This window comes from Polymorphospora sp. NPDC050346, from assembly GCF_040655695.1.
Lineage (GTDB): Bacteria > Actinomycetota > Actinomycetes > Mycobacteriales > Micromonosporaceae > Polymorphospora > Polymorphospora lycopeni.
The window spans coordinates 131,276-144,194 of the sequence record NZ_JBFAKM010000002.1; the positions used below are offsets into that span (position 1 = coordinate 131,276).

Genomic DNA, 12,919 nt, shown 5'->3' on the forward strand with positions numbered 1-12,919 from the left:
GACTAGACCCGCAGGTAAAAGCGGAGCGTGACCCAGGCGGTGGCGGCGCTGACCAGGCCGCCGACGCCGGCCATGAGCGGGAACATCAGCAGCACGCTGTTCCACTCGATCGGGGTGAGCAGGTCGGTGAGTTCGCGCAGCGAGCCGTCGAGCAGGAAGAGCTTGGCCAGGACCAGGCCACCGAAGCCGATGATCGAGCCGATCAGACCCGCGACGACGGCCTCGAGCACGAACGGCGCCTGGATGAACCAGTTGGACGCGCCGACAAGCTTCATGACCGCGACTTCGCGACGCTTGCTGTAGGCGGCCACCTGGATCGTGTTACCGACGAGCAGCAGGGCCGCGATGGCCATGATCGAAGCGGCGATCAGCGCCATGTTCTGCACCGAGTTGAGAATGCCGAAGATCTTGTCGAGCAGCCGGCGCTGGTCGACGATCTCGTCGATCCCCTCGTTCGCCTGGTATTTGTCGACGATCTGCCGGTATTGCTCGGGGTCGTTGAGCCGGACCCGGAACGACTCGGGCAGCGTGTCGGGCTTGACCGCGTTGACGAAGTCCGGGGCGTCCTGGTACATCGCCTTGAACTTCTCGTACGCCGCTTCCTTGGACTCGTAGATGACCTCGGCGACGAGCGGGTCGGCCTTCAGCGCGGCGTCCAGCGTGGAGCGCTGCTCCTCGGTGACGTCACCCTTGAGGAAGATCGAGACCTCGATCTGGTCGTAGTAGAAGTCCTTCATCGAGTTGACCTGCATGTACATCAGGCCGCTGGCACCCAGCATGGTCAATGACACCGCCATGGTAATGATCATGGCGATGGTCATGGTCACGTTGCGCCACAGCCCGACCATTACTTCGGACAGGACGTACTTCGCGCGCATCGGGTGTTTCCTTCCGGGGGTCTTCCGCAGCGAGGGTGTTGCTCAGGTCGTGGAGCCGTACGGGGGCGCGGAACCTAGCCGTAGACGCCGCGGGCCTGGTCGCGGACGATCCGGCCGCTTTCGATCTCGATGACGCGGCGGCGCATCTGATTGACGATGTTGGAGTCGTGGGTGACCATCACGACGGTCGTGCCGGTGCGGTTGATCCGGTCCAGCAGACGCATGATCTCGATCGACGTGTCCGGGTCGAGGTTACCGGTCGGCTCGTCGGCCAGCAGGATGAGCGGGCGGTTGACGAACGCCCGGGCGACCGCGACCCGCTGCTGCTCACCACCGGACAGCTCGTGCGGGTAGCGGTGCTCCTTGCCACCGAGGCCGACCAGTTCGAGCACCTCGGGGACGACCCGGCGGGCGACCGCCTTGGTCTTGCCGATCACCTCGAGGGCGAACGCCACGTTCTCGTAGGCGGTGCGGTTGGGCAACAGGCGGAAGTCCTGGAAGACACAGCCGATCGAGCGCCGGAAGTGCGGAATCTTCCAGGAGCGCATCGACGTGACGTCGCGGCTGTTCACGACGACCTTGCCCTTGCTGGGCTGCACCTCGTGCAGCAGCAACTTGATGATCGTGGACTTACCGGAGCCGGAGGGACCGATGAAGAAGACGAACTCGCCCTTCTCGATCGAGACCGATACGTCGTCCAGCGACGGCCGGGACGCCTTCGGGTACGTCTTCGTCACTTGCTCGAGCAGAATCACGGGTGGTGAGTCTACGCCGTGTAACGAAATCGCCAAGTCGCCATCGACCGACCGCACCCGTATTGTCCGAAAAGTGCCAGCGATCCCCCGGAGCCCCCGGCCGGCCTAGGCCGCCTCGCCCGCGAGCTGCCGCTGCTTACGCCACCTGATACCCGCCTCGATGAATCCGTCGAGGTCACCGTCGAAAACGGAGGACGGATTGCCCGTCTCCTGCTCCGTTCGGAGATCCTTCACCATCTGATACGGGTGCAGGACGTACGAGCGCATCTGGTCGCCCCACGAGCCGGCGGCGTCGGTCTTCAGCCCCTCGAGTTTTGCCTGTTCCTCCTGCCGCTTGCGCTCCAGCAGCCGGGCCTGGAGCACCCGCAGCGCGGACGCCTTGTTCTGCAACTGGGACTTCTCGTTCTGACACGTGACGACGATGCCGGTCGGGATGTGGGTGATCCGCACCGCCGAGTCGGTGGTGTTAACGCTCTGTCCACCAGGACCCGACGAACGGTAGACGTCGACCCGCATCTCGTTTTCCGGAATGTCGATGTGGTCGGTCTGTTCGGTGACCGGCAACACCTCGACGCCCGCGAAGCTCGTCTGCCGGCGACCCTGGTTGTCGAACGGACTGATCCGCACCAGCCGGTGCGTGCCCGACTCGACGCTCAGCGTCCCGTACGCGTACGGGGCCTTGACGGCGAAGGTGGCCGACTTGAGGCCGGCCTCCTCGGCGTACGACGTCTCGTAGACCTCCGTGGGGTAGCCGTGCCGCTCCGCCCACCGCAGGTACATCCGCAGCAGCATCTCGGCGAAGTCGGCGGCGTCGACGCCACCCGCCCCGGCGCGGATGGCGACGAGCGCCTCACGGGAGTCGTATTCGCCACTGAGCAGGGTGCGGACCTCGAGCTCGTCGATCGCCTTGCCGAGCCCCTGGATCTCGGTGCCGACCTCCTCGAGCGACCCGGGGTCGTCCTCGGCCTCGGCCAGTTCCAGGAGCACGTGGGCGTCGTCGAGCCGACCACGGAGGCGCTCCAGCTTGGTGATCTCGCCGTTGACGTACGACAGCTTCGAGGTCACCTGCTGGGCACGGGCCTGGTCGTCCCACAGATCAGGGGCGGAGGCCGTCTCCTCCAACTCCACCTTCTCCCGGCGGAGCCGGTCGACATCGAGCACGGCCTCGATGTTCCGGAGTGTGGCGTCGAGTGTCTTGAGCTGGTCGGCGTAATCGGCAGCGGTCACGACATCCAAGAGTACGCCGCCCCGGCGAGCCGGGCGCGGCTCCCGTCCCACCACACCCGCCGCGGCTCAGCCGGCCGGCACCGCCTTGAGCCAGTTGAGGGCCGCCTTGTGGTAGGCGACCGCGAACTCCAGCGCCGCGGCGCCGTATCCGTCGCCCGCCTTCTTGGCCTCTTTGACCTGCTCACGGGCGTGGCTGAGGGCCTCGGAGTGGTAGTCGCTCGCACCGGAGTAGAGGTTGTTCAACTGGTTGCCGGAGTGCTGCTCGCCGAACGCCACCCGAAGCGCGATCGGGTTGCGTACGGCGTCGCGACCGGGAGCCTCGGTCAGCCAGCGGGAGAACGCCCGCTTGCCCGCCGCGGTGATCGCGTAGGGCTGGCTGGACCGGGGGCCGGGCTTACCGAGCCGGACGTAGCCCAGGTCGGCCAGGGCCGGTAGTTCCCGGTAGACCTGGCTGCGTGTCATCGACCAGTAGGGCGCGAGCCGCCGCTCGGCCGCGGCCATGAGCTGACCGCCGGTCATCGGTCCTTCGTGGAGGAGGCCCAACAGAGCGGCCGCCGTGGGGTTGATCTGAGAATCCGCCATACCCTCTACGCTGCCACTTTGTCGCCTCCACGTCCAGGATTTGGCATGATCCAAAACGCCGAGTGCTCCACTGTGCACTGTCGGTGGCAGACAGTCTGGTGAGGACCATCGATGCGTGGGCGGTTCTTGTGGGCGCGGTGTCCATCGGACGGTAAGTTTGTCCCTTTTAACCGGCCATTCCGGGCGCCCCGAGCCCCGGGATCGTCGGCATCGGCTCACCGATACCCGGCAGGCCGCTCGTACCCGGTCGGGGGACCGTCGTCAGCCCCGGACCCGGCGTACCGGACACCAACGGCCCACCCGGTCCACCCGGCCCGCCAGTTCCCGGCCCCGACGGCGGCGCGGACGGTCCACCGTCCGCCGGGTCCGGTCCACCGGACGGCCCAGCCTCCGGCTCGGACGAGGGACCACCCGACGGCCCGCCCGGCGTCGCCGACGGGTCGCTGCCCGGCAGCGGGGAGACCCGGTCACCGGCCGGCGCGGTGGGTGCCGGCACCACCGGCCCGCCGGTCCGCACCGGACCACCGTCGGCGGCCCGCAGCGCCAGCCCGCCGGCCAGGGCCGCCAGCAGCACCGCCGCCGCACCCACCCCGGCCACGACCAGCGGTGCCCGACCACGTCGGACGGTCTTGCCCGCGCCACCCGTCGGCAGCGCCTCGGTCACCGCACCCGGCCACGGGCTCGCCGTGCCGTACGCGGCACCGAGCACCACCGGGGCGGCCGGCGTGACCTGCGCCGCCTCGAACCCGGCGACCGGGATCGCGACCATCCGCCCCGAGTACGCCGACGCCGGCGAGACCGGGGCCGCCCGCAGCGGCACCCACGTCACCGGCTGGGCGACCTTGGCCAGCCCGGTCGTCGCCCCGGCCGGCCGCGGCCACCAGGTCACCGTGCCGGCGGTCAGGGCGGGCGCCGCGGCCGTACCGTCGAGTTCCGACTGGACCGCGCGCAGCCGGACCGCCAGCAGCGACGCCCTCGGCCGCGCGGCCGGGTCGACCGCCAGGCAGTCCTCGATGATCGGCCAGAGCACCGACGGCAGCCCCGGCGGCGGCACCGGCGTGCAGGTCGCGTGCCGGTTGATGACCTCGGTCGGCGGACCGCCCCGGAACGGGCTGCGGCCGCAGAGCAACTCGAAGAGCACGATGCCCAGCGCGTAGACGTCGGCGGCCGGAGTCGGTGGCGCGCCGGCGACGACCTCCGGCGCGACGTACTCCGGGGTGGCGTGGGTGGCTCGCGCCGGCACCCCCTCGACCGCCCGGGCCACCCCGAAGTCGACCAGCCGGACCGGGCCGCCGTCCGCCGGCACCAGCAGGTTGCCCGGCTTCACGTCGCCGTGCACGATCCCGCGCCCGTGCAGGTAGGACAGGGCGTCCGCGACCTGGGCCACCACGTCCGCGGCGATCGCCGCCGGCACCGGCCCGTCACGGCGGACCCGCCGCCGCAGGTCCTCACCCTCCACCAGGTCCATCACCAGGGCCAGCTCGCCGTCGGCACCGTCCGGCCCGGTCGAGGAGTCGACGAAGTCCCGCCGGCGTACGACAGACGGATGGTCGAGCAAGGCCAGCAGCTCCGCCTCGGCGATGAACGCCTCGACGAGGTCGGGCTGCTCGGCGGCCTCCGGCCGCAGCAGTTTGACCGCGACCGCGGTGTCGTCGCGGGTGTCGACCGCCCGCCACACGGCGCCGATCGCGCCGCGGGCGATCTCCCGCTCGAGTCGGTACCGGCCGTCGAGCAGAGTGTCCATGACTGTCCTCCCCGGAACCGGACGTTATGCCCGTCGGCACCCCCGCCCGGGGCCGGCGGGGCCAGGTTGGCACGAACCCGGGACACCTCCGGGTGCCGGAGTTTGACCTGGCCGCGGGGGTACGGGAGATTGGGCCGGACCGGACGAGAGGACTGAGTGCGCCGTGGCCTCACCGCTGACCCGCTGGCTCGCCGGCCGCTCCCCCGACGAACTGGCCGCCATCCTCGTCCGCCGCCCCGACGCCCTGGCCGCGCCGGCCGTCACCGACCTCGGCTCGCTCGCCGCCCGCCTGCAACGACACGAGTCGGTCGCCGCCGCGCTGGCCCGGCTGCCGGCGCCGGCCGTACAACTCGTCGAGGCGATGCAGGCGCTCGGCGGGCCGGCGGTGCCCCGTACCCGGTTGGCCGAACTGATCGGCCGCGCCCCGGACGACGCCGAACTCGCCGCCACCCTGGAGATCCTCGGCCAGCGGGCGCTGGTCTGGACAGACGGCGACGAGCTGCGGATGGCCGGCGCGCTGTGGTCGGCGTTCACGTTCCCGCTCGGCCTCGGCCTGCCCGCCGCCGAGCTGGCGCCCGCCCTGTTCCCGCCCGAACTGGACGACATGGCCCGGTTGTGGCGGCTGCCGTCCGCCACACCCGACGCCCTCGTCGCCGCCCTCGCCGACCCGGATCGGGTCCGCGCGATGGTCGCCGCCGCCCCGGCCGAGGTACGCCTGCTGCTCGACCGCGTCGCGCACGACGGCCCGCTCACCGAGGCGCCCGACGACTTCGAGTCCGCCCGACCCGACGGCGCCGCCCTGGAGTGGGCGATCCGCCGGGGCCTGCTGGTCTGGGACGGCTGGCGGCACGCCCAACTGCCCCGCGAGGTCGGCCTGGCACTGCGTGGTCCGCACTGGCGGGCCCCGTTCGCCCCGCACCCGCCCCGGCTGGTGCTCGGCGACACGCCCACCGGCGCCGTCGACCGGGAGACCGTCGCCGCCGCCAGCACCGCCGTGGAACGGGTCGCCGCCGTCGTCGAGGCCGCGGCCGTCACCCCGGTCGCGCTGCTCAAGGCCGGCGGCGTCGGCAGCCGGGAACTGCGCCGGCTGGCCCGCGCCGTCGGCTGCGACGAGCCCGAGGTACGGCTGTGGCTCGAACTCGCGTACGCCGCCGGGCTGCTCGGTGTCGCCCGCGAGGAGGTGCTGCCGACCGACGCGTACGACGACTGGGCCCAGGCCGAACCGGGCGCCCGGCTGCCGGTGCTGCTGCGCGGGTGGCAGCGGCTGCCCGCCGTACCGCTGGCGGCCGCGACCGGCGACACCGGGCGGCCACCGGCGGCCCTGCTCCGCGACGGCTCCGGGCTGGCCGCCCTCGACCTGCGGCCGGCGCTGCTGCGCACCCTGGACGAACTGCCGCCCGGTCGGGGAATCACCGACCCGCACCGGCTCGCCGACACGCTCACCTGGCAACTGCCACTGCTCTCCGGCCAGCGTGACGGCGCCCTGGTGGCCGGCCTGTGGCGGGAGGCGCAACTCGTCGGGGTGGCGGCGCACGGCGTGCTGACCCGGCTCGGCCGGGCGCTGCTGCACGCCCCCGACACCCTGGAGGACGTGACGGCGAGCCTGCTGCCGGCGTCGGTCGGCTCGGCCGTCTTCCAGAACGACCTGACCGTCGTCGTACCCGGCCTGCCGGCCGCCGCGCTCGCCGAACTGCTCGACGCGGCCGCCCGGCGGGAATCGCGGGGCGGCGCCGCCACCTGGCGGTTCAGCGCCGCCTCCGTACGCGCCGCTCTCGACGCCGGCCACGAACCGTCCGCGCTGCTGGCCGCGCTGCGCCGCGCCGCCGCCGGCGGCGACCTGCCGCAGACGCTGGAATACCTGGTCAACGATGTCGGCCGGCAGCACGGCCGGGTCCGGGTACGCGCCGTCGGCTGCGTCCTGCACGCCGACGACCCGGCCCTGGTCACCGAGATCGCGGCGGCCCGGGCCCTGCGCCCGCTCGAACTGCGGGTCCTCGCCCCGACCGTGCTGGCCAGCGCCCAGCCGATGGCGAAGACCCTGAACGCGCTGCGGGCCGCCGGATTCGCCCCGATCGGCGAGGACGGCGACGGCGAGGTCCGTGTCGAGCGGCCGACCCGCCGACGGGCCCCGGCGCTGCGGGGTGGTCGCGCTGGGTCGTCGTCGGCTCGCGGCGCGTCGGCTCAGGACGCTTCGGGGCGCGACTCGTCGACTCCGGGGCGCGACATGTCGACTTCGGGGCGCGTCGCTTCGGCGCCGGGCGGCGGTGGGTCGGCACCGGGCCGCGCGGGCCGGGCCGACGGCAGCGGTGACGGGCCGGCCGGGGGTGGGTCCGGCACCGGCCGGGCGGCGGCCGAACTCGCCGAACGGCTGCTCGCCACCGCGGCGGCCGGGCTTGCCGACGATCCCGGCGGCCGGGAATTCGACCTGCTCACGTCACCCGGCGTCGAACAGCCGGCCTTGACGGCGGAACTGGTCCGGCCGCTGGTCGAGCGGCACGCCGCCCACCTGCGGGCCGACGAGCGGGCGCTGCTGGTCGACGCGACCGTCGGGGGCGGCCGGGTGAAGATCGACTACTGCGACTCGTCGGGTGAACTGACCACCCGGGTCATCGAGCCACTGGACGTCGACCGGCACCTGCTCGCCGCCTGGTGCCACCTACGCGACGACGAACGGATGTTCGCCCTGGACCGGATCGAGTCCGTCTCCCCCGCCTGACGCCCCCGACCCCACCCGCCCCCCTCCCCGCGCCCGCCCCCCGCCCCACCCAGACGCGTTGATCAAGGACTTGTTGCCAAGATCATGCCCCGTTTTGTCTGCTACATCCCCAAGATCGACGCTCGGGGAGGGCTCGGGGAGGACGCGGGGCGGGACGGGGACGGGGACGGGCTGGGGCGGGTGGGCCGGACGAGCGGACGGTCAGGACATGTGGGGGTAGGTGTGATCGGTCGGCGGAACGAAGGTCTCCTTCAGCGTGCGGGGAGACGTCCAGCGCAGCAGGTTGTGCCACGAGCCGGCCTTGTCGTTGGTGCCGCTGGCCCGCGCGCCGCCGAACGGCTGCTGCCCCACCACGGCTCCGGTCGGCTTGTCGTTGATGTAGAAGTTGCCGGCGGCGTACCGCAGCTTCTCGGTCACCCGGTCGACCACCCGGCGGTCGTCGGCGAAGACCGCCCCGGTCAGCGCGTACGGTGCCGCCGACTCGGCCTGCGTCACCACCTCGTCGAAGCGGGCGTCGTCGAAGACGTGTACGCCGAGGATCGGCCCGAAGTACTCGGTGGTGAAGACCTCGTTGGTCGGGTCGGTGCACTCGACGACGGTCGGCCGGACGAAGTAGCCCTCGGAGTCGTCGGCGGTGCCACCGGCCAGCACGGTGCTCTCCGGCGAGTTCTTGATCCGGTCGAGCGCGGCGGCGAGCCGGCCGAAGGAGCGGGCGTCGATCACGGCCCCGCCGAAGTTGGCGAAGTCGGTCACGTCGCCGTACGTCAGTGACTCGGCGGTGGCGGCGAGCCGGTCGCGCAGGCCGCCCTCCCACAGCGAGCGCGGGACGTACGCCCGCGACGCGGCCGAGCACTTCTGGCCCTGGTATTCGAAGGCGCCCCGGATCAGCGCGGTGTGCAGGGCGTCAACGTCGGCGCTGGAGTGCGCGACGACGAAGTCCTTGCCGCCGGTCTCGCCGACCAGGCGCGGGTAGCCCCGGTACTTCGCGATGTTCTCGCCGACGGTGCGCCACAGGTGCTGGAAGACGGCGGTGGAGCCGGTGAAGTGGATGCCGGCCAGGTCGGGGTCGGCGAGCGCCGCCTCGGAGACGGCGATGCCGTCGCCGGTCACCATGTTGATCACACCGGGCGGCAGGCCGGCGGCTTCGAACAGCCGCATCGTGAAGTGCGCCGAGAACTGCTGGGTCGGCGACGGCTTCCACACCACGGTGTTGCCGAGCAGGGCCGGCGCGGCCGGCAGGTTGCCGGCGATCGCGGTGAAGTTGAACGGCGTGATCGCGTAGACGAAGCCTTCCAGCGGCCGGTGGTCGAACCGGTTCCAGACGCCGGCGGACGAGATCGGCTGCTCGGCGATCAGCCGGCGGGCGAAGTGCACGTTGAACCGCAGGAAGTCGACCAGCTCGCAGGCGGAGTCGATCTCGGCCTGCTGGATCGTCTTCGACTGGCCGAGCATGGTCGCGCCGTTGAGGGTGTCCCGCCACGGTCCGGCGAGCAGGTCGGCGGCGCGCAGGAACACCGCGGCCCGGTCTTCGAACGAGAGCCGCTGCCAGTCGTACGACGCGTCCTTCGCGGCGGTGACCGCGGCTCGGGCGTCGTCGACGGTGGTGTTGTTGGTGACCCCGAGCACGTGCGAGTGCCGGTGCGGCTGGACGACGTCGATCGGCGTGCCGGCTCCCATCCGCCGTTCACCGCCGATGGTCATCGGCAGTTCGAGGCGCTCGGCGGCAAGTTCGCCGAGGCGGCGCGCGATGGCGTCGCGCTCGGGGCTACCGGGTGCGTAGCCGCGGACCGGTTCGTTGTGCGGTTCGGGTACGGAGAAGACAGCGTCCATGGGTGGGCTCCCGCAAGATCTCGACAGGGTAGACGAAACCGGACCCGCCAACGCCGCCGTTCCGACGAAACGCGTGACGACTCCGGGGGTGCCAATGCCACGGTGTCGGGTCCATCCCAATACTCGCACGTCGAAGGCCGTCCACCCCGAGCCCGGCCGCCGCCGGCCCTGGTCCGGGGGCTGCCGGTCGCCTCGGCCGCCGGGCCGGCAGCCGCCGCCCGCCGGAAGGCCCAGCCGGGCCGCGTACCCTGATGAGCCGGTGCCGTAGCGGCGCCGCGCCCGATCTCGCGCCGCCCGACCGGCGCGGCCGGTCGCCCGGGAGGGGAGAAGATGACCGACAAGTCCGGCGCCACCGCGCCACCGAAGGCCGGCGACCCCACCGCGGCGCCGGCCACGGAGACGCCCGACGGCGCCGCTCCCCCGGCCGCCGAGACCGGCCCGCCCGGGTCCGCCGACGCCGACCTGGACGACGCAGCGGCCGGGCCGGTCGACAGTGACGACGACGGGGACGACGACACCGACACCGATACTGACGGCGAGGACGGGCGCCGGGGGGTGCTGGCGCCGGGCGCCGCACTGGTGGCCCTGCTCGCCGTCGGCTGGCTGGCCGCCTCGCTCTGGCTGCTCCGCGACGCGATCGCGACCTCGGTGACCGACGCGATCGCGCTGGCCTCGACCGCGATCGCGCTGCCCAACGTCGTCTCGGCCAGCGTGGTCGCCGGTGCCGCCGTCGGGCTGACGGCGGCCAACCTGGCCGCCCGCCGGTGGCCCGGCACGACCGTACGGTTCACCGCCGCGATCGGCGCGAGCATGGTAGTCGGGCTCGCCGCCGCGTTCGCCGGCAGCGTCTGGTACGGCGGCGCGGCCGGCACGATCCTCGCCGGCACGGTCGCCGCCGCGGTGATCGTCGGCGGGGCGGCCGCCGCCACGGCCGTGAGTCGCGCCGCCGCGCCGGCGCTGGCCGGGGTGGCCGCCGCCACGCTCGCGCTGTTCGCGGTCGTCCTGCTCCTCAACGTCTTCCGGGGGGCACTGCTGCCGCTGTTGGGCGCCGGTGAGAGCGGCGCCTCGCAGCAGAGTGCCGCCGGCCGGCTCACGCTCGCGTCGACGGTGCTGAGCGGCCTGGTCGCCGGGTTCGTCGTCTTCGGCTATCTGCGGCTGGTGGGCCGGCGGTCGTCGGGCGTGCCGGCCCCCCGCTGGCCGGCGTACATGCTCGGCGGGGCCGGTTCCGGCCTGCTGCTGCTGGTCAGCGAGGTGGTCACCCGGGTCGGCGGGGCACGGGTACTCGAAGCGGTCAGCTCGATCAGCGAGGTGGACCGGCTGGTCCGCGCCCAGGCGGACAGCGACCGGATCATGTTCGCCCTGATGGTGCTCTTCATCGGCGCGCTCACCGCGACGATCGCGTTCGGCCGCACCCTCAAGCCCGCCCGGTAGCCGAGCCCCTCAGGTCGCCGGGTTGCCGGTCCGGCTCAGGCGTCGAGCAGGACGGGCAGTTCGGAGGCGTCGTACCACTCGAGTTCGTGGTCCTCGGTCCCGTCGACGGTGAACTGCGCGTCGTCGTCACCGGCCAGGGCCTGCTCGACGACGGCGGCCGCCGCAGCGACGTCGTCGGTCGCGTCGGTGCTGTCGACGTGGATCGCGGCGACCGCCCGCAGCGGGACGGGTCCGGCCAGCCCGACGCTGCTGGAGCCGAGTTCGTACGCGCCGTTGCGCACCGCCGAGGCCGGCAGGTCGGCCGAGACGACCACCCGGCGGCGGGGCGCGTCCGGGTCGGCGTGCAGCAGCGGAAGGGCTGCCTGGGCGGCGCGGGTGAAGGCGACGTACTCGAGTTCCTCCTCGTCGCCCTCGGCGTACCACTCACGCAGTGCCGGGGTGACGGCGTGCGCCTCGGGGCCGGGCAGGGCGCCCTCGGCCCGCAGCATCGCCAGCATCGGCACGGTGGCCGGGACGTACACCCTGATCAGTTCGTCTGGCACCGCGAGGTCTCCGTTTCCGCGACCGGCGCGCGGGCCGGTGGCCGCGCGGACTCCGATCTGGCGCGGCGCCGCCCATTGTCCTACACGAGGCGGCGACCAGCCGGGGAAGGGCGGCGGCGTCAGCGCGCCACCGGTGCGGTCAGCGGGTCGGCGGGCCGCTCGTGGACCTCGTCGCCGACCTGGACCGGAAAGCCCTCCCGGGTCCAGTACTCGATGCCGCCGATCATCTCCTTGACCAGGTAGCCGCGTCGGGCCAGGGCGAGTGCGGCCCGGGTGGCGCCGTCGCAGCCCGGTCCCCAGCAGTAGGTGACCACCGGCCGGTGGGGGTCGAGCAGCCGGTGGCCACGGACCGGGATCATCGCGGTCGGCAGATGCACCGCGCCGGGGATGCGGCCCTGCCGCCAGGCGGCGAGCGAACGGCTGTCGACGAGGGTGAAGCCGGGGTCGGCCAGCAGGAGCGCGGCCCGCACGTCGGCGACGTCGGTCTGCGCGGCCAGCTTGGCGGCGAACCAGGCGGCGGCCTGGTCGGGCGCTGCCGGCGGCACGGCCAGCACCGGGTTCGCGGTGGTTGTCGTCATGATCAGACGGTACGGCGCACCGTCGGCCCCGGGAACGCCCGGTCAACGGCACATCGGCGTAGAAGGCACCGCTTCCACGGTAGGTTCACCGGATGACCACGGAATCACCGGCACTGGACCAGACTGACTGGCGGATTCTCGCGGCGTTGCAGGCCGATGGCCGGGCCAGCTACGCGGAGTTGGCCCGCACCGTGGCCATGTCGCCGAGCGCCGTCGCCGAACGGGTGCGCCGGCTCGAGGAGTGCGGTGTCATCGTCGGCTACCGGGCGGTGGTCCGGCCGGAACGGGTCGGCCTGGAGATCCTCGCGTTCGTCCGGCTGCGCTACCCGACGGGCAACTACCGGCCGTTCCACGCACTGCTCGACTCCACCCCGGAGATCGTCGAGGCCCACCACGTGACCGGGGAGGACTGCTTCGTGCTGAAGGTGGTGGCCCGCTCGATGCGGCACCTGGAGTCGGTGACCGGCCGGATCTCGGGGCTGGGCGGGGTCACCACAAGCGTCGTCTATTCGAGTCCGCTACCGGAGCGTGACCTGGCGGTCGGGGCGGTCGACGGGCCGGCGGGACCGCATGGGTAGCGGCATCGCAGGCCACCGGTGGCAAACTGAGGCAACCAGGAGTCACCCCCACCGCCGG

At 72.8% G+C, this 12,919-nt stretch carries 11 protein-coding genes; 3 read left to right on the plus strand and 8 right to left on the minus strand.

What is annotated here, in order from left to right; all coding sequences use genetic code 11:
• Positions 1–2: 2 nt before the first annotated feature.
• The 5 genes from ftsX to AB0I42_RS03190 form a co-directional block, all read right to left on the minus strand.
• Positions 3–878 carry a permease-like cell division protein FtsX gene (gene ftsX / locus AB0I42_RS03170; protein WP_357533698.1) on the minus strand — a complete coding sequence of 292 codons (876 nt, stop codon included), beginning with the start codon at positions 876–878 and terminating at the stop codon, positions 3–5.
• A 74-nt stretch (positions 879–952) separates the two neighbouring features.
• Positions 953–1,633, minus strand: coding sequence for a cell division ATP-binding protein FtsE (gene ftsE / locus AB0I42_RS03175; protein ID WP_357533700.1), 681 nt, complete (start codon positions 1,631–1,633; stop codon positions 953–955).
• 105 nt (positions 1,634–1,738) lie between these two features.
• Positions 1,739–2,860: a peptide chain release factor 2 gene (gene prfB, locus AB0I42_RS03180; RefSeq protein WP_357533702.1), complete on the minus strand. Its 1,122-nt coding sequence runs from the start codon at positions 2,858–2,860 to the stop codon at positions 1,739–1,741.
• A 66-nt stretch (positions 2,861–2,926) separates the two neighbouring features.
• A complete protein-coding gene (locus tag AB0I42_RS03185; RefSeq protein WP_357533704.1) occupies positions 2,927–3,442 on the minus strand; it encodes a PadR family transcriptional regulator in 516 nt (171 codons plus the stop codon).
• Positions 3,443–3,608: 166 nt separating this feature from the next.
• On the minus strand, positions 3,609–5,186 hold the full coding sequence (locus tag AB0I42_RS03190) for a protein kinase (RefSeq protein ID WP_357533706.1): 1,578 nt from the start codon (positions 5,184–5,186) through the stop codon (positions 3,609–3,611).
• Between the two features lie 163 nt (positions 5,187–5,349).
• Here AB0I42_RS03190 and AB0I42_RS03195 point away from each other — a divergent pair, with 163 nt between their 5' ends.
• A complete protein-coding gene (locus tag AB0I42_RS03195; protein ID WP_357533708.1) occupies positions 5,350–7,902 on the plus strand; it encodes a helicase-associated domain-containing protein in 2,553 nt (850 codons plus the stop codon).
• Between the two features lie 201 nt (positions 7,903–8,103).
• Here AB0I42_RS03195 and pruA read toward each other — a convergent pair whose 3' ends face one another.
• Positions 8,104–9,732, minus strand: coding sequence for an L-glutamate gamma-semialdehyde dehydrogenase (pruA, locus tag AB0I42_RS03200; RefSeq protein ID WP_357533710.1), 1,629 nt, complete (start codon positions 9,730–9,732; stop codon positions 8,104–8,106).
• A 330-nt stretch (positions 9,733–10,062) separates the two neighbouring features.
• Here pruA and AB0I42_RS03205 point away from each other — a divergent pair, with 330 nt between their 5' ends.
• On the plus strand, positions 10,063–11,163 hold the full coding sequence (locus tag AB0I42_RS03205; RefSeq protein ID WP_357533712.1) for a hypothetical protein: 1,101 nt from the start codon (positions 10,063–10,065) through the stop codon (positions 11,161–11,163).
• Positions 11,164–11,198: 35 nt separating this feature from the next.
• On the opposite strand, the gene AB0I42_RS03210 is transcribed toward AB0I42_RS03205, so the two are convergent.
• Positions 11,199–11,705 (minus strand): hypothetical protein, encoded by a 507-nt coding sequence (locus AB0I42_RS03210; RefSeq protein ID WP_357533713.1) that lies wholly within the window; start codon positions 11,703–11,705, stop codon positions 11,199–11,201.
• 119 nt (positions 11,706–11,824) lie between these two features.
• The gene (locus tag AB0I42_RS03215) at positions 11,825–12,283 is read right to left on the minus strand and encodes a rhodanese-like domain-containing protein (protein WP_357533715.1); all 459 of its coding nucleotides are present in this window, start codon (positions 12,281–12,283) and stop codon (positions 11,825–11,827) included.
• A 92-nt stretch (positions 12,284–12,375) separates the two neighbouring features.
• Here AB0I42_RS03215 and AB0I42_RS03220 point away from each other — a divergent pair, with 92 nt between their 5' ends.
• Positions 12,376–12,861, plus strand: coding sequence for an Lrp/AsnC family transcriptional regulator (locus AB0I42_RS03220; RefSeq protein WP_357533717.1), 486 nt, complete (start codon positions 12,376–12,378; stop codon positions 12,859–12,861).
• Positions 12,862–12,919 lie beyond the last annotated feature (58 nt).

What these genes read in the sequence shown, in the direction of transcription:
- ftsX (WP_357533698.1), bottom strand. Translation starts at nt 878, where the DNA reads ATGCGCGCGAAGTACGTCCTGTCCGAAGTAATGGTCGGGCTGTGGCGC.
- AB0I42_RS03185 (WP_357533704.1), bottom strand. Translation starts at nt 3,442, where the DNA reads ATGGCGGATTCTCAGATCAACCCCACGGCGGCCGCTCTGTTGGGCCTC.
- AB0I42_RS03190 (WP_357533706.1), bottom strand. Translation starts at nt 5,186, where the DNA reads ATGGACACTCTGCTCGACGGCCGGTACCGACTCGAGCGGGAGATCGCC.
- pruA (WP_357533710.1), bottom strand. Translation starts at nt 9,732, where the DNA reads ATGGACGCTGTCTTCTCCGTACCCGAACCGCACAACGAACCGGTCCGC.
- AB0I42_RS03205 (WP_357533712.1), top strand. Translation starts at nt 10,063, where the DNA reads ATGACCGACAAGTCCGGCGCCACCGCGCCACCGAAGGCCGGCGACCCC.
- AB0I42_RS03215 (WP_357533715.1), bottom strand. Translation starts at nt 12,283, where the DNA reads ATGACGACAACCACCGCGAACCCGGTGCTGGCCGTGCCGCCGGCAGCG.
- AB0I42_RS03220 (WP_357533717.1), top strand. Translation starts at nt 12,376, where the DNA reads ATGACCACGGAATCACCGGCACTGGACCAGACTGACTGGCGGATTCTC.